This window comes from Sinorhizobium medicae (genome assembly GCF_007827695.1).
GTDB classification, from domain to species: domain Bacteria; phylum Pseudomonadota; class Alphaproteobacteria; order Rhizobiales; family Rhizobiaceae; genus Sinorhizobium; species Sinorhizobium medicae.
In genome coordinates this window covers 144,959-166,273 of sequence record NZ_VITA01000013.1, presented here as the reverse complement: position 1 = coordinate 166,273, position 21,315 = coordinate 144,959, and the positions used below count along the sequence as shown (strand labels likewise).

The 21,315-nt window shown below is 61.4% G+C and carries 25 protein-coding genes; 10 read left to right on the top strand and 15 right to left on the bottom strand.

Going from position 1 to position 21,315, the window contains the following annotated elements:
- The first annotated feature begins 3 nt into the window (after nt 1-3).
- Nucleotides 4-243, top strand: coding sequence for a membrane protein (locus FB009_RS21715; RefSeq protein WP_011974558.1), 240 nt, complete (start codon nt 4-6; stop codon nt 241-243).
- Between the two features lie 14 nt (nt 244-257).
- Here FB009_RS21715 and FB009_RS21710 read toward each other — a convergent pair whose 3' ends face one another.
- Nucleotides 258-623, bottom strand: a complete 366-nt coding sequence (locus FB009_RS21710; RefSeq protein WP_024311154.1) for a hypothetical protein — start codon at nt 621-623, stop codon at nt 258-260.
- 111 nt (nt 624-734) lie between these two features.
- On the bottom strand, nt 735-1,394 hold the full coding sequence (locus tag FB009_RS21705; protein ID WP_011974556.1) for a hypothetical protein: 660 nt from the start codon (nt 1,392-1,394) through the stop codon (nt 735-737).
- Nucleotides 1,395-1,703: 309 nt separating this feature from the next.
- Between FB009_RS21705 and FB009_RS21700 the strand changes: the two genes are divergently transcribed.
- Both FB009_RS21700 and FB009_RS21695 read left to right on the top strand, forming a co-directional pair.
- Nucleotides 1,704-2,147 carry a hypothetical protein gene (locus FB009_RS21700; protein WP_011974555.1) on the top strand — a complete coding sequence of 148 codons (444 nt, stop codon included), beginning with the start codon at nt 1,704-1,706 and terminating at the stop codon, nt 2,145-2,147.
- A 111-nt stretch (nt 2,148-2,258) separates the two neighbouring features.
- The gene (locus tag FB009_RS21695; RefSeq protein ID WP_011974554.1) at nt 2,259-2,816 is read left to right on the top strand and encodes an MgtC/SapB family protein; all 558 of its coding nucleotides are present in this window, start codon (nt 2,259-2,261) and stop codon (nt 2,814-2,816) included.
- Between the two features lie 26 nt (nt 2,817-2,842).
- Here the strand turns inward: FB009_RS21695 and FB009_RS21690 are convergent, their stop codons facing one another.
- A complete protein-coding gene (locus FB009_RS21690; protein ID WP_011974553.1) occupies nt 2,843-3,091 on the bottom strand; it encodes a hypothetical protein in 249 nt (82 codons plus the stop codon).
- A 449-nt stretch (nt 3,092-3,540) separates the two neighbouring features.
- Here FB009_RS21690 and FB009_RS21685 point away from each other — a divergent pair, with 449 nt between their 5' ends.
- The 4 genes from FB009_RS21685 to FB009_RS21670 all read left to right on the top strand — a co-directional run bounded on the left by FB009_RS21685 (nt 3,541) and on the right by FB009_RS21670 (nt 7,773).
- The gene (locus FB009_RS21685; RefSeq protein ID WP_011974552.1) at nt 3,541-4,884 is read left to right on the top strand and encodes a M20 family metallopeptidase; all 1,344 of its coding nucleotides are present in this window, start codon (nt 3,541-3,543) and stop codon (nt 4,882-4,884) included.
- 92 nt (nt 4,885-4,976) lie between these two features.
- Entirely contained in the window at nt 4,977-5,744 is a 768-nt protein-coding gene (locus FB009_RS21680) for an ATP-binding cassette domain-containing protein (RefSeq protein WP_020487310.1), read from the top strand.
- On the top strand, nt 5,741-6,784 hold the full coding sequence (locus tag FB009_RS21675; RefSeq protein WP_011974550.1) for an ABC transporter permease: 1,044 nt from the start codon (nt 5,741-5,743) through the stop codon (nt 6,782-6,784). Before FB009_RS21680 ends, FB009_RS21675 begins: the two co-directional genes overlap by 4 nt.
- 29 nt (nt 6,785-6,813) lie before the next feature.
- On the top strand, nt 6,814-7,773 hold the full coding sequence (locus FB009_RS21670; RefSeq protein WP_011974549.1) for an ABC transporter substrate-binding protein: 960 nt from the start codon (nt 6,814-6,816) through the stop codon (nt 7,771-7,773).
- Between the two features lie 25 nt (nt 7,774-7,798).
- On the opposite strand, the gene FB009_RS21665 is transcribed toward FB009_RS21670, so the two are convergent.
- Both FB009_RS21665 and FB009_RS21660 read right to left on the bottom strand, forming a co-directional pair.
- Complete coding sequence (locus FB009_RS21665) at nt 7,799-9,052, bottom strand: NAD(P)/FAD-dependent oxidoreductase (RefSeq protein ID WP_011974548.1); 1,254 nt, start codon at nt 9,050-9,052, stop codon at nt 7,799-7,801.
- Between the two features lie 190 nt (nt 9,053-9,242).
- Nucleotides 9,243-9,407, bottom strand: coding sequence for a DUF1328 domain-containing protein (locus tag FB009_RS21660; RefSeq protein WP_003527150.1), 165 nt, complete (start codon nt 9,405-9,407; stop codon nt 9,243-9,245).
- A 707-nt stretch (nt 9,408-10,114) separates the two neighbouring features.
- Here FB009_RS21660 and FB009_RS21645 point away from each other — a divergent pair.
- Nucleotides 10,115-10,363: a YMGG-like glycine zipper-containing protein gene (locus FB009_RS21645; RefSeq protein ID WP_011974546.1), complete on the top strand. Its 249-nt coding sequence runs from the start codon at nt 10,115-10,117 to the stop codon at nt 10,361-10,363.
- Nucleotides 10,364-10,558: 195 nt separating this feature from the next.
- Here FB009_RS21645 and FB009_RS21640 read toward each other — a convergent pair whose 3' ends face one another.
- Nucleotides 10,559-10,753, bottom strand: a complete 195-nt coding sequence (locus FB009_RS21640; protein WP_011974545.1) for a NepR family anti-sigma factor — start codon at nt 10,751-10,753, stop codon at nt 10,559-10,561.
- 237 nt (nt 10,754-10,990) lie between these two features.
- Here FB009_RS21640 and FB009_RS21635 point away from each other — a divergent pair, with 237 nt between their 5' ends.
- Nucleotides 10,991-11,788 (top strand): response regulator, encoded by a 798-nt coding sequence (locus tag FB009_RS21635; RefSeq protein ID WP_011974544.1) that lies wholly within the window; start codon nt 10,991-10,993, stop codon nt 11,786-11,788.
- A gap of 82 nt (nt 11,789-11,870) precedes the next feature.
- On the opposite strand, the gene FB009_RS21630 is transcribed toward FB009_RS21635, so the two are convergent.
- The 9 genes from FB009_RS21630 to rirA form a co-directional block, all read right to left on the bottom strand.
- Nucleotides 11,871-13,001: an AI-2E family transporter gene (locus tag FB009_RS21630; protein ID WP_011974543.1), complete on the bottom strand. Its 1,131-nt coding sequence runs from the start codon at nt 12,999-13,001 to the stop codon at nt 11,871-11,873.
- A 101-nt stretch (nt 13,002-13,102) separates the two neighbouring features.
- On the bottom strand, nt 13,103-13,273 hold the full coding sequence (locus FB009_RS21625) for a hypothetical protein (RefSeq protein ID WP_011974542.1): 171 nt from the start codon (nt 13,271-13,273) through the stop codon (nt 13,103-13,105).
- 151 nt (nt 13,274-13,424) lie between these two features.
- Entirely contained in the window at nt 13,425-13,769 is a 345-nt protein-coding gene (locus FB009_RS21620) for a RidA family protein (protein ID WP_011974541.1), read from the bottom strand.
- 66 nt (nt 13,770-13,835) lie between these two features.
- A complete protein-coding gene (locus FB009_RS21615; RefSeq protein WP_011974540.1) occupies nt 13,836-14,663 on the bottom strand; it encodes a dipeptide ABC transporter ATP-binding protein in 828 nt (275 codons plus the stop codon).
- The gene (locus FB009_RS21610) at nt 14,660-15,514 is read right to left on the bottom strand and encodes an ABC transporter ATP-binding protein (protein ID WP_011974539.1); all 855 of its coding nucleotides are present in this window, start codon (nt 15,512-15,514) and stop codon (nt 14,660-14,662) included. Before FB009_RS21610 ends, FB009_RS21615 begins: the two co-directional genes overlap by 4 nt.
- Nucleotide 15,515: 1 nt before the next feature.
- Complete coding sequence (locus tag FB009_RS21605; protein WP_011974538.1) at nt 15,516-16,424, bottom strand: ABC transporter permease subunit; 909 nt, start codon at nt 16,422-16,424, stop codon at nt 15,516-15,518.
- Nucleotides 16,425-16,434: 10 nt separating this feature from the next.
- Entirely contained in the window at nt 16,435-17,439 is a 1,005-nt protein-coding gene (locus tag FB009_RS21600) for an ABC transporter permease subunit (RefSeq protein ID WP_011974537.1), read from the bottom strand.
- A gap of 104 nt (nt 17,440-17,543) precedes the next feature.
- A complete protein-coding gene (locus FB009_RS21595; RefSeq protein ID WP_011974536.1) occupies nt 17,544-19,139 on the bottom strand; it encodes an ABC transporter substrate-binding protein in 1,596 nt (531 codons plus the stop codon).
- 434 nt (nt 19,140-19,573) lie between these two features.
- Complete coding sequence (gene rirA / locus FB009_RS21590; RefSeq protein WP_011974535.1) at nt 19,574-20,038, bottom strand: iron-responsive transcriptional regulator RirA; 465 nt, start codon at nt 20,036-20,038, stop codon at nt 19,574-19,576.
- A 189-nt stretch (nt 20,039-20,227) separates the two neighbouring features.
- Here rirA and FB009_RS21585 point away from each other — a divergent pair, with 189 nt between their 5' ends.
- Nucleotides 20,228-21,268 (top strand): Fe(3+) ABC transporter substrate-binding protein, encoded by a 1,041-nt coding sequence (locus tag FB009_RS21585; protein WP_011974534.1) that lies wholly within the window; start codon nt 20,228-20,230, stop codon nt 21,266-21,268.
- The last annotated feature ends 47 nt before the right edge of the window (nt 21,269-21,315 follow it).

Sequence of the window (21,315 nt, the reverse complement as noted above, 5' to 3'; positions counted from 1 at the left end):
TCCATGACACTTGGGAAGGGTACCGCCGTCAGTGGCTTGCCCGATTGGCTGGGCCTCGCCGCCGCCCCGACTTTTGCGGCCATGGCGCTGCTCGCGGCGTCTGGCGGAGATGCGGATATCTGCTCTTCCATGCAGGGTGCATCGCTGCTGAACGGAATGGCCAGCATGTACGGGCTGATGTCCCTGTTTCACCTGCCGCCGTGGCTGAGGCTTGTGTCCGGGAAAACGGGAGCCGCTCCCTGATCCGGGCTCCGGGATCAGGGAGCCGACTTGAACTGCAGCGTGAACACGTTCCCCGCGATCTCGTCGGAGAGTTCCTTGGCAAACTCCAGCGGCACGCAGTTCTGCAGTGCTTCGGTGGCGGCGGCGACGAAGGCCTGCCGCTGCTTTTCATCCCCGCTCACCCGGATCGCGGTCGGCCGGGGCGGACCCATCAGCGTTCCGTCGCCGCGGAAGCCGAATCTCAGCGTAACGAAGGAATCCTTGAAACCTGCCGGCGGGGTCCAGCACCTGCTGAGCGCCGCTCCGAGGTCGTCCACCGTATAGAGCGGTTCGGCGTGGAGCCGCTCAGCGCCTGCAAGAACAAGGATTAGACAAGTGCAAGCCAGCCTCGCCATCCGCATTGTCGTCAGCCCACTCCCAAAGATGCCACTATCCCAGGATGGTGAAGCTAGCAGATTCGAAGAAGGCTGCAACATGCCCGCATTCTTCCGGGCCCACCAAAGGGGCTGAGATCACCGCCGGGCTCTCGTGCTCAGCGCCGCATGGCTGGTAAGGCTGAGAAAGACTGCCAGGAACATGATCCCCAGTATCTTGAAGCCCTCTTCGACGAAGACAAGGCCGGCAATGTGCTCGGAAACCGCGTCGACCAGGAAGGAGCAGCCGAGCGACATGACGGCGGCGACAAGCAGGAGGGACTGGACATCCCGGCGGATGAACCAGGCGTGGTAACAAAGCGTCGCCAGCAGAAGCATATGGGGCACAAGAACGAGCGATTCCGGTACGCCCGCAGTAGCTACCGCTTCGTGTAGCATCAGGAGATCGTCGACACCCATAAGGCCGGAAAAGAGCCCGCCGGCGAGGAGCGCTCGGCGCAGATGCGGCGCGGCGAAACCGGCGCCGGCCCAATAGGCCTGAAGAGCAGCGAACCCGCCCGCAAACCAGAAGATGACGCCGAGGTTGGAGACCAGCCCGAAATATTTCGGCTGCCCGGCAATGGCGTTGGGGTCGCGCACCAGGTCGTAATAGTCAATTCCAAAAAGCCGATCGGCGATGACGATCGAAGTCAGCAGCACAACGCCGGCGAAAATGACGAGAAGCGCCCAGTGAAAGTCGCCCTGTAGCCGCCTCTGCCTTGTCAGGACCCGCGCCGTGGTAAAGCCTTCGACATCCATCTCGATCCTCCGCAGATTAGATGCCCCATCCTTGCGCCGCCGCGACGGTCAGCCGCTTTTGTGACAGTTTTATGACGACGCGCCACTGACGGTTGCGAAGCGGCGAAACCGCATTCTCAGCCAAGTTGCGTATCCGGATTGCGCGCAACGGAACCTTGCAGGCTCCCAATCGTTTATCATTGCCTCGTGCGCCGTCTGCGCCGCGGCGAGGCCGCGCTTTACGTGCGGTGGCACGGAACCCCTCTCCTCAAGCCTTCGCCGGCTTGGTCCAGCGGAGGCGATCTGTCGGCGGGGTGACGGACAGAAAGGATGCATACCATGAATCAGCACGACGAATTGAGGACGAAACCGCCGCTCGATCCAGCCACCGGTCAGCCGACGCCTCGGGATCCGGATACGACCGTGGTTACAACGCGGCGCAGCCGCTGGCCTTTGATGATCATCATCCTCGCCGGCCTGATACTCGCGCTTATCGCTTGGCTGCCGGCGGAGTTGACCACCGACGCCGAGAACGAGCCGGTCGCGCCGAGCCAATCCGAAACGGCCCCGTCGGATACGACTCCGCCGGCCGCACCGACGGATCAGCCTGCGCCTACGAATGAGGCAGCACCGACCGACCAGGCGACGCCGCCCGCCGGAGGAACGACAGCGCCGGCCGCGCCTGACACGCAGACGCCGGCAGCACCGCCGGCAGCACCCGAAACGCAGACGCCTGCAGCACCGGCACAGCCGCCGGCCGCTCCGGCGCAGTAGTCCGGACGCGAGCGGGATGCAGGCGGTCTGCCGCCGCATCCCGCTCTTCTTCCATCATTGCGGGCCAGATCACGATCGATTCTGACCGACCTCGGAGTTGGTTCGTCTTTCATGAATGAAATCTTCGCCGACATCTTCGCAGATACGCATACCCCCTATCCGATATTGTTCGCGCGTCTCTTCGGCGCCGTCCTGTTCGGGGCATTCATCGGCATCGAGCGCGAAAGGCGGCAGCGGCCAGCGGGCCTGAGGACCCATATTCTCGTCAGCCTCGCCTCGGCGATCTTCGCCGTGGTCGCCATCGAAAGCGTTCACATGAAGAGCCTTTCGGGCCCGGAGGTGCGCATCGATCCCATTCGCGTGGTAGAAGCCGTAACGGCGGGCGTGGCCTTTCTCGCCGCCGGCATGATCGTGTTCTCGAAGGGTGAAGTGAAAGGGTTGACGACGGGCGCCGGCATGTGGCTCGCCGGAGCGGTCGGACTTTCTGTCGGTTTCGGTTTCTGGTTGATCGCGGTCTTTGCCGCCGTGACGAGTCTCGTCGTACTCTTCGTCCTCGGCCGGTTGGAAGTCGCGCTGCAGTGGAAGGCGCCGGAAGATTTCAACGCGACCGATGGCGCTTCGCGAGCGGGTGATGATGCCCTGCAGGAACAGGCTCGCACACCTAAGTAGAGCTCAAAACCAAGACCGGGCGCCCTTCACCGCGCGTCGGGCGCGGGGGCTATTTCCTGTCCGTTCATTGCAAGCATCCCTGTGCTGAACACAGGTGCCCTCTTTTCTAGACCATGAACCGCGGCCACGGCCTTGCGCGCTTCATCGGGCGTCGCAAAGACCCGGCCGTCCAAGGACCAGACGCTGAACTTCACAGCCAGGAAGCGCAACCGGCCATTGTCCGGGATAAGCGCGCCCACAGCTTCGCCGGCCACCTCCACCGTCTGCTTGCTCATTTGTACGAAACTCCTCCCAAAGCCGGGCAAAGCCCGAGCCGGCCGATCTTGAGGTCAGCCGCGGGAGAAACACGCAAGACTTCCCTTGGTTCCGTCGCCAGAGATAAATAACGACGAATGCAGGCCGCCTCCCATGTTACCATTCGCGAACCCTTGTTACGGGTCGCGGCCTCTCTTGTATGACAACTGACCTCTTTGTGATTTTTTGCTTTGGGTTAAGCCGGCAGAGATACGCCAATATCGTCTGTATCCAACCTTCCTGGCGTGAAGCATCCCGACCGACGCGGCCGACCTCCCATGCCTCGCCACGAAGGCGATTTTTCCTGTTGACAGATGTCTGACAATCGCGCAGTTTTTTCCTGCAGACCACGTGCGGCTCGAGCGACGGCAAGTCATTCGCGTCCGGTAGAACAAGAAATGGCCTGCGGGAAAAAAACCTGGGATCAGACATGCACTCATCAGTGAAAGACGTGCAGGCTTCCGCACTTTCGGGGCGCATCGACGATGCTATCGACCGCCTCGCCCCGGGAGCGGAGCAGCTCCTCGAACAGCTCGTCGGCATCAACAGCATCAATCCCGGCTTTCCCGGTATCGACCGCGAAAGCGTGATCGGCGGCGAAACGGCGTGCACGCGCCTGATCGGCGCCTATCTTTCCAAACTCGATTTCGAACTCAATGACGTCGCAGCCGATCCGCAGCGGATCAACCTTGCTGCAGTCTTGAAGGGCACCGGCGGCGGGCGCTCCCTGCTCTTCAACGGGCATGTCGATACCGTCGCTCCCTTCAAGCCCGAAGCCTGGACCTCCGGCGACCCGTGGAAGCCCGTAAGGCGCGGTGAGGAGCTCTTCGGCCTTGGCTCCACCGACATGAAGGGGGGCCTTGCGGCGGCCTGCCTCGCCATCGCGGCTCTCAAGGAAGCCGGCGTGCGGCTGAAGGGCGACCTGCAGGTCCATGCCGTCGTCGGCGAAGAGACGATGGATCACGAAAACGGCACGACAGCAGTCATCAAGGCGGGGTTTCGTTCCGATGCCGCCATCGTCGCAGAGCCCTCCTCCCAGCCCGAGCCGCTGACGATCGCTCCCGTGTCGGCCGGCAATTTCAATCTCGAGATTTCGGTGAAAGGTCATGGCACCCATGCCGGCAACAGGGGCGCCGCCATCAGGGCCGGCGGGGAAGGCCCGAGCGCCGGGGTCAATGCCGTCGAGAAGCTGATCAAGGTCGTGCAGGCGCTGCAGGACCTTGAACAGGAATGGGGTATCACAAAACGCCATCCAGCCTTTCCGCCAGGCCTCTTTTCACTCGTGCCCGGCGTTTTTCACGGCGATGTCGGCGTTCCGAGCGTCGGCTATATGGCCGACCACGCCTATGTCGGATACCTGGTCTGGTACGCACCGCAAGAAGATCCTGAGGCGGTGAAGGCTGAAATCGAGCGCCATGTGCATCACGCCGCCCAGCTCGATCCCTGGCTCCGCGAGAATCCGCCGACATTCAGCTGGCGCAGCCATTGGCCAGTCGCAGACGTATCCACGGAGCACCCGCTGGTCGACGTGCTGGTCCGGTCCCGTTCCGCGGTGCTTGGGCCTCCGCCTGCGGGGCGCCCCGCCACGGCCTCCTTCAACGCGGTGAGCGATGCTTCCTTCCTTCAGGCTCAGGGCATTCCCGCAATCGTGCTCGGCCCCGGCAACATCCGCTACGCTCACGCTGTCGATGAACGGCTCAATATGAGGGAATGGCGCGAATGCGCCCGCATCTACGCCCGTGCCATCGCCGAGTGGTGCGGCACGGCCGACTGACGCGAAGAACCAGCCGTTCATGTCGCAATCTGCGCCTGAACAACGTGTCCGAGCCGGATCCACCGATCGTTCTTCATGCCTTGGAGACTTGCATGACCACACCCATTCTCTCTGCCCGGAACATCGAAAAAAGCTTCGGGCAGATGCGCGCCATGCAAGGCGCGAATTTCGATATCCATGAAGGCGAGGTCGTTGCCCTCATCGGCGATAACGGCGCCGGAAAATCAACGCTGACAAAGATCCTGTCCGGCGTGCTCCAACCCGACAGCGGCGAAATCTATATCGACAACACGCTGGTCCATTTCGATAGTCCCCTCGACGCGCGTGCCCATGGCATCGAAACCGTCTACCAGGACCTGTCGCTGGCGGTCGATCTCAATGCCGTGCAGAACCTTTACCTCGGCCGCGAAATCGCCTCCCCCGGTCTGATGGGCCGCCTCGGCTTTCTCGACAAGGCGCTGATGCGGCGCAAGGCCCAGGAGTCTTTTGCGCGCCTGGGCGTGCGCGTTCCCGACATGCGCGCAGCCGTCGCTAATTTCTCCGGCGGACAACGCCAAGGCATCGCCGTTGCACGAGCGCTCATGTGGGCGAAACGGGTGGTCTTCATGGACGAACCGACAGCAGCGCTCGGCGTTGCGCAGACGCGCAACGTGCTCGACCTCATCCGCCGGGTTCGCGACACCGGCGTCTCCGTCGTACTCATCAGCCACAGCATGCCGGATGTGCTTGCGGTTTCCGACCGTGTCACCGTGCTTCGCCATGGGCGCCGCGTCGCGACCTATACCACCAGCACCGTCACCTCCGACGAGCTCGTGGGGGCTATGACCGGCGCTCTCGAAAGGGAAGGAGCCGCGGCATGACGATCGATACCGCCTCCAGCAAGAGTACGACCAAGGACCAAGCTTCGATGCAGCATGAAGTAGCGCCGCAAAAATCCGTGATCCGCCGGCTGCTCGACGGCCCGGAACTGATGATCTTCGGTTCGCTGATCATCATCATAGCGATCTTTACGGTCATGGCGCCGACGGCATTCCTGAGCGGTATCAACCTGAGAAACATGGCGATCGAAGCATCGATGATGATGATCCTCGCGGTCGGCATGACCTATGTGATCATCACCTCCGGCATCGATCTGTCGGTGGGCGCCGTGCTTGTCTTCTCAAGCGTCGCGTCGTTGATTGCCATGCGCGCGACGGGCTCAGACGCACCCTGGGTGCCGGTGCTTGGCCTCGCCGTTGCGCTTGCCTCCGGAGCCTTCTGGGGGCTGGTCAACGGCCTCCTCATCGCCCGAGCCCGGCTTACGCCGCTCATCGTCACCCTTGCCAGCATGGGCATCGCACTCGGTCTCGCCCGGCTGATGACCGGCGGCGTCGATCTGACCGGCGTGCCTCGCTCGATCGTCACATCGATCGGTATCGGCCGTATCGGCGGCATTCCAGTCATCGTGCTGATCGCCTGCGTCTTCGCGTCCGTCGCCGGTATCGCTCTGCATATGACCCGCTTCGGCCTTTATACCTATGCAGTCGGCTCCAACGAGCAAGGAGCACGCCGCGCCGGCATCAAGGTCGATCGGCATCTCATATCGATTTATGTGTTTTCCGGCGTTTGCGCTGGACTGGCCGGTTATCTCACCCTCACCCGCTTCTCCTCGACAACGATTTCCGGCCACGCCATGGACAATCTGAAGGCCATTACAGCGGTCGTCCTCGGCGGCGCCAGCCTCTTCGGTGGCATCGGCTCCATGTACGGCACAGCAGCCGGCGTGTTCATCCCTGTCGTACTGGCTTCGGGTCTGATCATCGTCGGCCTGCCCAGCTTCTGGCAGGAAGTGGCCGTGGGCATCGTCCTTCTCGCGGCCGTGCTGCTCGACCAGTACCGACGCCGCACCCGCTCCTCCTGACCTCCAACCAAACCAAAAGAGGGAACATAATGACGAAGGCTATTGCGAGACTTTCTATCCTGCTTGCCGCCACGGCGATTTCGGCAACCGCCGCCTCGGCCTCGGACGATATCAGCGTGTCGCTTGTGCTCGGCCAGCGCAATAGCGGGTTTCATGAGGCGATCGCCTGCGGCGCCCGCGCCGCCGCCAAGGAACTGGGCGTGAAGGTCAACATCCAGGCCGCACCGACCTACTCGGCCTCCGAGCAGATCCCGGTGCTGAACGCCGTCATGGCGACGAGCCCTTCTGCCATCGTGCTCGATCCGACGAGCTCGACCGCGCTGATCGCGCCACTGATGGAGGCAGCCGCCAACGGCGCCAAGATCGTCGCCGTCGACACCACGCTCGACGACCCGTCGGTGCTCTCCGCCGTGGTCGGAACCGACAATGAAAGCGTCGGCCGCGAAACCGCCAAGGCGCTCGCGAAGGCACTCGACGGAAAGTCCGGCAAGGTGGCGCAGATCAACAGCATTCCCGGCATTTCCACCGTCGATGCCCGGATCAAGGGTTTCGAAGAAGAGATCAAGAAGTATCCGAATCTCACCTATATCGGCAACCAGTTTGCAAGTGAGGATATCCCGAAGGCACAGCAGGCCTACGTGTCGCTCATGAGCGCCAACCCCGACCTCATCGGCGTCGTCTCCCAATCGAACAATCCCGCGATCGGCGTTGCCGGCGGCATCCGTTCCACCGAGACGGCCGAGAGCGTCGTCGCTATTGCGGTGGATGCCGATGAAGCCGAGATCGAGGCTCTGAATGAGGGGCTGCTCGACGCTCTCGTCATCCAGCAGCCCTACGAAATGGGCTATGTCGGCTTCAAGCAGGCCGTCGCTGCCGTCAAGGGCGAGCCCGTCGAGACGCCGATCGGCACCGGCACGGTAACCGCGACCAAGGCGAATATTGCCGACCCGGACGTGGCCAAATACCTTTACGAAGGGAATTGCATCTGATCGTCCCTCTACAGGGATCAGAGCTTCAGGCCAGAAATCGCTCCGGCCGGTAAGGCGCGATGTCGATAACGGTCTTTTCACCCGTCATCGCCTGGGCCAGCGCCCGGCCGGTGACGGGACCTAGCGTCATGCCGTGATGCGCGTGGCCGAAGGCGAACCAGAGGCCTTCGTGCCGCGGGGCCTTGCCGATGATCGGCATCATATCGGGCGTGCAGGGGCGCGCGCCCATCCATGGCTCCTCATCGCGCCGCTCGGCGAGCGGGAAGAACTCGCGCGCGACGCGCTCCGCTCGGGTCAGTTGCACCGGAGTTTTCGGCGCGTCACGCAGCGCGAACTCCGCACCGGTCGTCAAGCGGATGCCGCGCAGCATCGGCGCCAGGAAATAGCCCTTTTCGGCATCGAGCACCCAGTTGTTGAGCTGCGCTCCCTCCCTGGTACCATAATGCATGTGGTAACCGCGCTTCACGGCAAGCGGGAAATGGTAGCCGAGTTTGCGCGTCACCGTGTCTGCCCATGGGCCGAGGGCGACGACGACCTCCCGAGCCTCCAACGGGCCGTCCGGAGTGGCGACACGCCAGCCCGCGCCTTCGAGGATATGCTCCAGCGTCGCCGCATCGCCGGAAATGAGCCTGCCGCCAAGCGACTGGAAATAAGCGAGATAGGCCTTGTTGAGGCTGTGCGGGTCGCGGATCGACCATGGATCGGTCCAGCGCAGGCCGCCAGAGAGTTCGACCTGGATCGACGGCTCGAGGGTCTTTAGCTCGCTGGCCGAAAGCTTCTGATGGCTGACGCCGAAACCCGTCGAAAGCCGCTCGGCGTCCTTGTAGGCCGCATCACGTTCCTTTTCCGTGCGGAAAACCTTCATCCAGCCATCTCTGCGAATGAGCTCGCCGGCTCCGGATGCATCGATCAGCTCCTGATGCTCCGCGATCGAGTGCTCGATGAGCGGCGCGTAAAGATGGGCTATTTTCTGGTGCTGGGTGAAGCCGGAGTGCCACCAGTAGCGCGCCAGGAAAGGCACCAGGCTGGGCAGTGCCCGGACATGGTAGCTGGCGTCGATCGTGTTGTTCAGGGCGTAGCGGAAAAGCGCACCGAAATTGTGCGGAAACCCGTAAGGGAAAACGCCCTCGCGCTGTATAAGGCCTGCATTGCCGTAGGACGTCTCCTCGCCCGGTCCGCGCCGGTCCACAAGCACCACCGATTTTCCCCGCCGTGCCAGGTGGATCGCGCAGGAAATTCCGACAATGCCGGCACCGAGAACCACAACGTCCGTCTTCATGTGCAGATGCTCTCCTGTCCTGGGTGCGGCTGTCGCGCCACGCGCGGCGGGTGTGCGCATGCATAGCCAAGGGCATCCGGCAGGGCAAGGCAACAGAGCGTCAAACCGCAACTGGAAAGGGGTGGAGACGAGAGCTCCACCCCTTGTCGTTCGAATACCAATTTCCCGCCGGCAAGCGCCGGCGGCAGGGTCAGGTTCGGCGGATGAGACCCGCCACGAGCGAGATCACCAGGAAAATGAGGAACAGGAAGAACAGGACCTGTGCGATCCCTGCCGAAGCGCCGGCAATACCGCCGAAACCGAGTACACCGGCGATGATCGCGACGATCAGAAACACGAGAGCGTAATAGAGCATCTGCTATCTCCTTGTCTGCGCTACCGAAATCAAAACGCGCGCCCGCAAGCCTTTGTTCCCGGATCAACTTGCCTTCGCGGCGGGCGAGCAGGCCGTTGCCATTGGAAACCTTTGATTAACCAAGAAAACCGGAAATAGAAGAGAGGACGGTATTTTCGCCTCCAAGCAATAGGAACCTTCGAAAGCGCTTGGCGTTGTCCGCAGTGAAAGAATTCCCTGGAAGACGATGAAGATATCCTCGCGACATATATGGAAAACCGTAAACGAGGCTGGCCGCCATCAGGCGGAACTGCGCAACCAGAATCTGCATATCGGCAGGACGATGCGCGAACTCCAGCAGCAATCGGAACAAAAATATAACAACCGGCTCCAGCGTCTGCTCGAGACGTTGGAGCAAACCGAACGCGCGTCCGCGAAATAACAGAACGCTTCGCTACCCATACGACAACAGGAATGCGCGCCCGCGTCCCGCGGCGCGGAACAAATGGCGCCAACCGGCGTTTTTGCGACAATAACAAGCGCCGCGGCGGCGGCATCCATGGGAGATGGGAATGCGAGCTTCGGCGTCCATGTTTAGCCTCGCCAACGCGGAACGACGCTCGACCGAGCATCCCGCCAGCTCCCGTTATACTTCGGCGCGCATTTCCGCCGAAGATCGTACCTGGTCATATCCAGCAGTTGTACTCAACCCTGAATAGGAACGCGTCATGAAGAAGCTACTCGTCGTCGCATGCCTGATCCTTCCCCTGGCCGCCTGCACGCAAACGGAAAAGGGAGCGGCAATTGGCGCGGCCTCCGGCGGCATTATCGGTGGCGCAATATCGAATGATGTTCGAGGCGCTGCCGTCGGCGCAGCGGTAGGTGGTGTCGCCGGTGCCCTCATCGGTCGCGCTAACGAGCCCGGCTATTGCGTCTATCGCGACCGATACGGTCGTCAGTACACCGCGCGCTGCTGACGGGAATCGCGCGAACCGCGCGCTGAAGCTGGCGCGCCTCGAATTGACGAGATGGAACAGTTCCGCTTTCCCTCGGAAAGCGGAACTGTTCCACATTACCGTTCGCAGTTGGGCCGGCAAATCGCTGCCATTTGTCCTGAGATATGACGCGGTGTGGAGTGTGACGCTTGCCGATTGCTTGCGCCATTCACCCGGCTACCGGTCGGCGCGGGGTCGTTCCTCGGCCTCGTCCAGACGATGCAAGAGGTCCAGAAAGTGCTGCGGCACGGGTTCGTGCTCCACCGCCTGATAGAGCATCTTCAGCTTCGAAGCGATCTGATTGTTGGCTTGCGTCGCCTCGGCGCGGGCGAGCCATGCTGGAGTGCCGCCGCTTTTTGAGGACTTCTTCATCGTTCCGTTCCGCGCGATCCGTGTGTTTCACACTCGCAAAAATCGATGTCCTATCCCGTGATCTGCACTCGGCCGAAATCCGGTCCAAGATCGCGCAGCTCTTCGCTCTCGATTCATTGCCGTGGCTGATTCTCAAGTCTTTTCATAAACCGAAAGACGTGCTCAATACATTAACGTATCCTGCTGCACTCTCCCAGCAAGACAGGACCATACGCATAACAGTTTAGGAAGGTCTAAATGCCACTTTCCACAAGGATTGCACCCCATCTCCCCTATCTTCGGCGCTATGCGCGCGCCGTCACAGGCTCGCAAGCAGCCGGCGACGCCTATGTCGCTGCAGTGCTCGAAGCGTTGATCGACGATATAGGACTTTTCCCCTCCACGTCCAATGATCGCACCAGCCTTTACAAGCTGTTCTGTTCCTTGTTCGGACAACTCAAGATCGATCGGACACAGCTCGCCTCGCCTTTCGCATGGGAGCAGAGGGCTGCGTCCAACCTCTCGCTTATCGCGCCCCCTCAGCGGCAGGCTTTCCTGCTCGTCGCGCTCGAAGGTTTCTCGAATGGCGAGGCAGCCGAAATCATGGGACTAGACGCAAGCGCCTTTGCGAAATTGCTGACCAGCGCCTCGGAGGAGATCTCGCGTCAGATCGCGACCGACGTCATGATCATCGAGGATGAACCTCTGATCGCACTCGACATCGAGGACATGGTAACCAGCCTCGGTCATCGGGTCACCGGGATCGCCCGCACGCACGGCGAGGCGCTTAGTTTGTATCGCAAGACATCGCCGAAGATGGTGCTGGCGGACATACAGCTGGCCGACGGCAGTTCCGGCATCGACGCAGTCAACGACATCCTGACGCAGGCTGCCGTTCCCGTCATTTTCATCACCGCCTTCCCCGAACGACTGCTGACCGGCAAGAAACCGGAGCCTGCCTTTCTGGTGACCAAGCCCTTCAACCCGGATACCGTGAAGGCGCTGATCAGCCAGGCCCTTTTCTTCGACGAGCATGCGCAGGCCGGAACGTATTAGATGCGGTCAGGTCAGACCTGATGTCTTGAACGTATAATGGGATGAGCCGGACGGGTGCCGATCTTCCCCGCCCCTTCTTGGGTCAGCCCGGCAGCTGCCGTTCCTGCGGCGGCAGCAGCACCTGTTCGAAGATGATCATCGCGATCAGCGATAGCGGAAAGGCGAGGATCGCGCCGACGGCGCCCCACATCCACGTCCAGAAGATGATCGCTACGAAGATCAGGAATGGATTGATATCGAAGCGCTGGCCGAGGATGGCGGGCACCAGCAGGTTCTCCATGGCGAGGTGAACGAAGAAGAAGGCGGTGGCCGGGGCGAGCGCAACGATGAGCGCATCATGGGTCATCAGCCCGCCAACGAGCAAAGCCAGGGTCATGAACGTGACACCGAGATAGGGAATGAAACTCGAGACGAAGGCGAAAAGGCCCCAAAGCGGCGGCATCGCCAATCCGCCGACGAGCGCGACCACCATGGTAACTGCGCCAAGCGCCAGGTAGATCAGGCTTGCGGTCGAGAAATAATGCCCAAGCGCATCCTCGAGGGCGTTCATGACCCGGATTGCCGTCAAACGCCCTTCGCGGCTGGGGAAGGCAAGAATGATCGTGCTGCGCAGTTGAACGCGCCCGAGCAGAAATAGAACGAGCGCCGCCAAAAAGATCAGGGTCTGCACGAGAGCCGGGGTGAGGCTGGCCGCCGCGCCACCGATCAGCGGCCCCGCATTCTTGACGATGACGTCGGCAAAGGCCTCCTCTTCCGTCCCGCGGGCAAGCACCAGGTTCAGCCATTCGAAGCGCTGCAGATAGGGCAGTATCCGCTCGATCACGCCTTCGACCAGCCGCGGCGCTTCGCGCGCGACCTCGGTAATCGGCCAGAGAATGGCATTGACCAGATATGACAGGCCCAGCAGGAAGAAAAGCGCCAGCAACAGCCCGCCGAAGATAGGCGGAAGACCGAACCGGGCAAGCTCATCGGCAGCCCGGCCGAGGACGATACCGACAACGACCGCAAGCGTTATCGGCAGGAGGATCGGTTCCATCGCATAAACCACCGCTGCGCAGGCGATCACGAACAGACCGATCACGCTCCAGCTGCCGGCAAGCTCTATGCTGTCGCGTTTCCGGGCAACGATCGCCGATGCCTCGGCCAGAGCGATTTCTTTCGCCGCTTCCCGCTTTCGCCGACGCTTGGCCGTTGTCCGTTCGGCTATATCCATCGGCAACTACCTCTCAAACGCGCATGCGCCGAACAGCCCGCTCGCGGATGCAGGACGGAGCTGCGCTCCACGGCAGGATGTCTGCTGCCACGAAGCCTTCCTCAATGTTGTTCGGACGGGAACAGGTGGAGCGTGGCGGAAAGCAGGCCAAGCCCACCGACGATGATCAACAATGTACAGGCCACCTCCTCCGGCGTGCGCGGGAAAAGATCCATGCCAAGTACCAGGAGGACCAGCGCCGACACGACGAGCCTTGGCACCCAGTAAAGCATGCTTCATCCTCCATGCGGAATGCCCCGTTAAACGCCGCAACTGCGTAAATCGTTCCTTTCGCCGCAAGCGTGTACGGCCGGCAGCAAAACGCCGCCGGCCAGGGGCCGACGGCGGAGAAGATGGAGCGCATATCTGCTCGCGTGAACCGATTTAGAGAGCTGCCGTCACGATCACTTCGACGAGATATTCCGGGGTCGCCAGTTTCGCTTCGCCGGTCGCGCGGGCCGGCGCATTGCCCTGAGGCACCCAGGCGTCCCAGACCGAGTTCATCTTGGCAAAGTCCGCCATGTCCGCGAGCCAGACGGTCGTGGAGAGAATGCGCGTCTTGTCCGTTCCTGCGAGCGCAAGCAGACGATCCACCTCCGCCAGCGCCTGCTTCGTCTGGGTGACGACATCGTCACCGGCATTGCCGACCTGGCCGGCGAGATAGACGGTGTTGTTGTAGACCACGGCCTGGCTCATCCGCGAGCCGCTTTCGAAACGCTTAATTTCCATAATCCTCATCCTGGTATTGAGCCGAACAAGAGTTTGCCGGCATTGAAGTGACCTGTATCTTTCCGATCAGGCGGCGTTCTTCCGCGCCAGACGGGCCTTGATGCTGGCGACGTCCGCCCGCGGCGTCGCCGCGAACAGGGTCTTGGTATAGTCGTGCCGCGGATCGGAGAACACCGCGTCCCGGCTGCCATACTCGACCGCTTCACCGTAATACATCACCATCACGTCGTCGGCGATATAGCGCACCACCGACAGATCGTGACTGATGAAGACATAGGTGAGTTTGAACTCGTCCTGGAGATCGGCGAGCAGGTTCAGAACCTGGGCCTGCACGGAAAGATCGAGCGCCGAGACCGGTTCGTCCAGAACGAGAAGCTTGGGATTGAGCATCAGGGCGCGAGCGATCGCTATACGCTGCCGCTGACCGCCGGAGAACATATGCGGGTACCGGTTGTAATGCTTCTCCTCCAGGCCAACCTTCTTCAACATAGCCATGGCCCGCTCGCGGCGTTCGCCTGCCGGGGTCTTGGTGTTGATGATCAGCGGTTCCGCCAGGATATCGCCGATCTTCTGGCGGGGATTGAGAGAGCCGTAAGGGTTCTGAAAGATGATCTGTACCTTGCGGCGCATCTCGGCCGTCAAACCCTCGCGGGCGATGTCGACTTTCCTGCCGTCGATCAGAAGCTCTCCCGCCGTTGCAGGGTCGATGAGCGTGATGATGCGCCCGAGCGTAGACTTGCCGCAGCCGCTTTCGCCGACGATCGCGAGCGTCTTGCCCTCGTCGACGGTGAAGCTCACGCCCTTCAGCGCGTGCACGCTGCGCGCCTGGCGGAAGAGGTTTCCGGGAATGTGATAGTCGCGCACCAGATTGCGGGCTTCGAGAACATGGGTCATCGAGCGGCTCCATCGAGCATCTGCTGCTCATTGAAAAGTTCGGAAATCGTCGGCAACCGGTCCCCCGTCGCATTCTCCGGCAGGGCCGAGAGAAGGGCGCGGGTGTAATTGCTCTTCGGCGATTCGAACAGCGACAGAACGTCCGCCTCCTCGATCTTGCGGCCCTTATACTGCACGATGACGCGGTCCGCGGTCTCCGCAACGACGCCCATGTTATGGGTGATCATGATCAGGCCCATGCGGTATTCCTGCTGCAGCTTCATCAGGAGGTCGAGGATCTGCTTCTGGATCGTCACGTCCAATGCGGTCGTCGGCTCATCTGCGATGAGCAGCTTCGGATTACAGGCAAGCGCGATGGCGATCATCACGCGCTGGCACTGTCCGCCCGACATCTGGTGCGGGAAGTGCCCGAGGCGCTCGGCCGGGTCGGGAATGCCGACCGACTCGAACAGCTCGATCGCGCGTTTGCGCCGCGCTGCCCGGTCGAGGCCCATATGTATCCGCAGCACTTCCTCGATCTGGAAACCCACGGTGAAGCATGGATTGAGGCTGGCGATAGGCTCCTGAAAGATCATCGCAATGTCCTTGCCGATGATCTTGCGACGGTCGGAAGCGGGCATTTTCAGCAGATCCCGCCCTTTGAAGGCGAGCTTGTCCGCCGTCACCCTGGCGGTCCAGGGCAGAAGCCCCATGGCGGCAAGCATGGACACGGATTTACCGGAGCCCGATTCTCCGACGATTGCCAGGACCTCGCTCTCATGCACCTTGAGCGACACGCCGTCTACCGCCCGGAAGGGCCCGGACGCCGTCTGGAATTCGACGACGAGATTTTCGATTTCGAGAAGCGCCATGTCAGGACCTCTTCAGCTTCGGATCGAGAGCGTCGCGCAGGCCATCGCCCATCAGATTGATGGCCAGGACGGTCACCAGGATGGCGAGGCCCGGAAGCGTGACGACCCACCAGGCACGCAGGATGAACTCGCGTGCTTCCGCAAGCATGGTTCCCCATTCCGGCGTCGGCGGCTGCGCCCCCATGCCCAGGAAGCCGAGCGCCGCCGCGTCGAGGATCGCGTTCGAGAAAGACAGCGTCGCCTGAACGATGAGCGGCGCCATGCAGTTCGGCAGGATCGTCTTGAACATGAGCCTCGCATGGCCTGCTCCGGCGACCTTCGCCGCCACGACGTAATCGCGCGTCTTCTCCGTCATCACCGCCGCTCGGGTCAGACGGACGAAATGCGGCTGGAAGACCAGTGCGATCGCGATCATCGCATTGGTAAGGCCAGGTCCCAGCACCGCCACGAGGACAAGCGCCAGAAGGAGCGACGGGAAAGCCAGGATGATGTCCATCAGCCGCATGATGACCGTGTCGATCCATCCGCGGAAATAACCGGCGATGACGCCGACCAGAATGCCGCCGGTCAAAGACAAGACCGTAACGATAACGCCGATAAAGAGTGAGAAGCGTGTTCCATAAATGAGACGGGAGAGCATGTCGCGGCCGACGGCATCGGTGCCGAGCAGGAATGTCGCGCGGCCACCTTCCTGCCAGACCGGCGGGACCAGTCGCGCGTCGCCGAACTGGATGGTCGGGTTATGCGGCGCCACGAGCGGTGCGAAGATGGCGAGCAGCACCAGGAACAGGAAGAAGAACAGGCCGAAGACGGCGCCGCGGTTCTCCGAGAAATAATACCAGAATTCGGCGAGGCGCGCCCGGCGCGTCGGATCGGCCGATATGGCGGTGGTTGCGGTAGCTTCGGTCATATCGCCCTCCTCAGTGCCGGATGCGCGGATTGATCAGGCCGTAGAGCAGATCCACGGCGAGGTTCACCAGCATGATCACCGCGGCGATGATCAGAAGCCCGCCCTGGATGACGGCATAGTCGCGCCGGGACACCGAATCGAGCAGCCATTTGCCGATCCCCGGCCAGGAGAAGATCGTCTCCGTCAGGATCGCGCCCGCCAGCATCACGCCGATCTGCAGGCCGATGGTGGTGACGACGGGGATCATCGCATTGCGCAGCGCGTGGATGCCGACCACCCGGAAGGTGGAGAGCCCTTTGGCGCGCGCGGTGCGGACATAGTCCTCGGAAAGTACCTCGAGCATTGCCGAGCGGGTCTGGCGCGCGATGACGGCGAGCGGAATGGTGCCGAGTACGATCGTCGGCAGAATAAGGTGGTGGAGGGCCGACCGGAACGCACCTTCCTGTCCCGACAAAAGCGAGTCGATCAGCATGAAGCCGGTGACTGAGGGGAAGTAGAACATCAGCGAAATCCGGCCGGACACCGGCGTCCATTGCAGCGTACCGGAGACAAGCATGATCAGCAGCAGGCCCCACCAGAAAATCGGCATCGAGAAGCCGACGAGCGCGGTGCCCATGATGATCTGGTCGAAGATGGACCCGCGCTTGACCGCCGCGACGACACCGGCGGGAATACCGACAAGGACGGCGAAAATGATGGCGCAGAGCGACAGTTCGACGGTTGCCGGGAAGAGCTCCAGGAACTGATCCATCACCGGCCTCTTGGTGACGATCGACGTGCCGAAATCGCCCTGCAGAACGCCCCAGAGATAATCCAGGTACTGCATGACGATCGGGCGGTCGAAGCCCAGCTGGCGAGAAATTTCGGCGTGCCGCTCCGGCGACATCACCCGTTCACCGGAAAGCAGCGCCACCGGGTCGCCGGGAAGCAGACGAATGAAGGAGAAGGCGATGATGGAAACCCCGATGAAGGTCGGGATCAGCACTGCCAAGCGCCCCAGAAAGAATCGGAACATAGTCAAACCTCATGCCGAAGGTGGCCGCAGAAGGGGCGGCACTGGCAAAAAGGAAGAGGGGCGCTCGCCAGCGGCAAACGCCCCCTTCGGATCAGTCGATAAGATTACTCTACAATATCAACGCCGTCGAAAGCAAAGTCGCCGAGCGGGCTCTGCACGAAGCCTTCGACATTCTTGCGCATCGGGACGATGGAGAGCGAGTGGTCGAGCGTAGCCCAGGGGGCTTCGCGCTTGAAGACGACCTGCGCCTCTTCATAGAGCTTGGTGCGCTCTGCGACGTCGGATGCTTCCTTCGCCTTCGTGACGAGTTCGTCGAACTCCTGGTTGCACCATTGCGCGCGGTTGTTGCCGCCGACGGCGTCGCAACCGAGCAGCGTGTCGAGGAAGTTGTCCGGATCGCCGTTGTCGCCTGTCCAGCCGAGGATCACGGCACCGTCGCGGTCCTTCGCCTTGGACTTCTCGAGATATTCGGCCCATTCGTAGGAGACGATTTCGACCTTGACGCCGACCTTGGCGAAGTCGGCCTGCATCAGTTCGGCGGCGCGACGGGCGTTGAGCATGTAGGGACGCGCCACTGGCATCGCCCAGACCTTCATCGAAAGATCTTTCACGCCGGCATCCTCGAGCATCTTCTTCGCCGCTTCCGGATCATAGGTGTCGTCTTCGATCTGCTCGTTATAGGACCACATGGTCGGCGGAATCGGATTGGTCGCCGGTTGCGCCTGTCCCTGGAAGACCGCGTCGACGATCGCCTCCTTGTTGATCGCCTTGTTCAGCGCCTTGCGCACCTCGAGCTTATCGAAGGGCGGCTGCGTCGTGTTATAGGCGAGATAGGCGACGTTGAGGCCGGCCTGCTCCATCACCTTGAGGTTCGGATCGGCCTTCATTGCCTCGACATCCGCCGCGTTCGGATAGGGCATCAGGTGGCATTCGCCGGCCTGCAGCTTCTGGAAGCGAACGGCCGCGTCCGTGGTGATCGCAAAGACCAGATCGTCGATCTTCTGCTTTCCGCCCCAGAATTCCGGATGCGCCTTGTAGCGGATGACCGCGTCCTGCTGATAGGCGACAAAGGCGAAGGGACCGGTGCCGAGCGGCATCTGGTTGAGCTGGTTCATCTTGCCTTCGGCCTGCAGCTTGTCGGCATATTCCTTCGACATGATCGACGCGAAGGGCATGGCAAGATTGGCCAGGAACGGCGCTTCCTTGCGCTTCAGCTTGATCTTGACGGTCATGTCGTCGACCTTCTCGACAGACTCGAGCAGTTCCGGCAGCCCCATGCCGGCAAAATATTCCCAGGAACCGCCGGTCACATAGCCATGCCATGGATGGTCCGATTTCCACTGGCGCTCGATCGAAAAGACGACATCGTCGGCGTTCAATTCACGGGTCGGAGTGAAGTATTCGGTCGTCTGAAACTTGACGCCGGGACGCAGCTTGAAGGTGTATTCGAGGCCGTCGTCGGAGATCGTCCAGCTTTCGGCGAGCCCGGGTTCCGTTTCGGTCGTGCCCTTCTTGAACTCGAGAAGACGGCTGTAAACGGTGTGGGCGGCAGCGTCGAACGTGGTGCCGGCCGTATAGAGGCCAGGATCAAAGCCCTCCGGCGAACCTTCCGAGCAGAAGACGAACGTTTTCGACCAGGCGGTGCCGGCCATAAGCGTGGCGAGCGCCGTCGCCGCTAAAAGAGTAGTGAGCTTTTTCATGAGCTTGTTTCCCAGATTTGTTTTTTGTTCTCGTATTTATCCGACACGGCATGACGTTTACACCCGGTCAAGAGCGGATGGAACGACATTTGGCTTATCAATGCAATAAGTGACTTTGGAATTTTCTCTATGCGAAAATTTCTTCTTCCAACAGGGCGCCCGGCAACTATCCCCGGCTTTTGCGCGAGTCCGGAAATCAAGGAAAGAAGAGGGGTCGCGGGACCTGGTGAAATGTGCAGCGGATTTGCGTCCAGAGGATGCGGCGAGCGCGCAGCATGGCAGGAGATCGCCGGGCGGCCCGGCCGGATGCGCGGCGATCTGAGATCGCCCCCGTCTCAGGGCCGATGGCCTCGCATCATCCCGGCCGCTCAAACAAAACAAGGCGGGATGGGCGGAAAACCGCCCATCCCGCCTTGTTTACCAAATGCCGAAAATCAGGCGGCCGACGTCTGCGGCCGCGTGGGCTCTTCCAGTCCGAGCAGGAAGTTGATCTGCGGCCGTGCCTTGACCAGGTCGTCGATCGTGTAGCCCTGAAGCACTTCGAAAAAGGCGTTCAGCGCCTTGCGCAGCGCGGCATTGAGGCCGCAGCTATCCACCAGCGGGCAGTCGATCTCGCCCGCCTCGAAGCATTCCGCCATGGCGAAACTGTCTTCCGTCACCTTCACGACGTCGAAAAGGGTGATCTCCGCCGCCGGCCTCGGCAAGCGGACGCCGCCGTTACGGCCGCGCACGGTCTCGACCAGGCCGGCTCTTGTCAGCGGCTGCAGAATTTTGAAAAGGAACAGCTCCGAAACGCCGTAAGCCCGCGCGATCTCAGGAATGCGGCTGAGCTTCTGGCCGTTCGCAGCACAGTACATCAACATGCGTACTGCGTAGTTGGTTTGCTTCGTCAGACGCATTTTTTACTCCGGATTCGATGAATTCGTGACTCATCATATAGGACGGATCGTAGTTTGGAACAATTCCAAAAAGTGGAAAATTTCGCGAAGCTTATCTCTTCACCGTTTCACTGTTGACTGACACGCCCGCAGGCGGCAGAAAGATGATTGAGTTAGTTAAGTTTAAAACACGAAAAAGGAGAGAACACCATGCAAATTTCGAAAGCGCTGATCGGAGCGCTGTCCGTAGCGACGGCATTCCTGGGTTCTACGGCGGCCCATGCCGAAGGAGAAGTCAACATCTACTCCTACCGGCAGCCGGAACTCATTCAGCCGCTATTGGACGCCTTCACCAAGGAGACGGGCATCACGACCAACGTGCTCTTCCTCGACAAGGGCCTTGTCGAGCGCATCCAGGCCGAAGGCGCGAACTCTCCTGCCGACGTAATCCTGACTGTGGACATCAGCCGCCTGACCGAAGCCAAGGACGCGGGCGTGACGCAGCCGGTGGTGAACGAGACCATCAACAAGGACATTCCCGAGCATTTCCGCGATCCGGACGGCAATTGGTTCGGCCTGACGACGCGCGGCCGCGTCGTCTATGCCTCCAAGGAGCGCGTCGCACAGGACGAGATCACCTATGAAGACCTCGCCGATCCGAAGTGGAAGGGCAAGATCTGCACCCGTGACGGTCAGCACTCCTACAATGTCGGCCTCTTCGCTTCCATGATCGCCCACCACGGTGAAGCCGAAACGGAAAAATGGCTCGCCGGCCTCAGGGACAATCTTGCCCGGAAGCCGGACGGCGGCGACCGCGATCAGGCCAAGGCGATCTTCGCCGGCGAATGCGACGTGGCACTCGGCAACAGCTATTATGTCGGCCGGATGATGACCAACGAGAAGGAGCCCGAACAGAAGGATTGGGCCGCGGCCATCAAGGTTCTTTTCCCGAACGCCAAGGACCGGGGCACGCATGTGAACATCTCCGGCATGGCGCTCGCCAAGAACGCGCCGAACAAGGAGAATGCCCTGAAGCTCATGGAATTCCTGTCCGAAGGCGAAGCGCAGAAGATCTATGCCGAACAGGTCTTCGAATATCCTGTTCTGCCCGGCGTCGAAACATCGGAAGTCGTCAAATCCTTCGGTGAGATCAAGCCGGACACGCTGCCGCTTGCCAAGATCGCGGCAAACCGCAAGAAGGCCTCGGAACTCGTCGACAAGGTCGGCTACAACGAAGGTCCGCAGGATTGACCCGACTGAACTGACGAACGAGAGACAGCGGGCCCATGCCCGCTGTT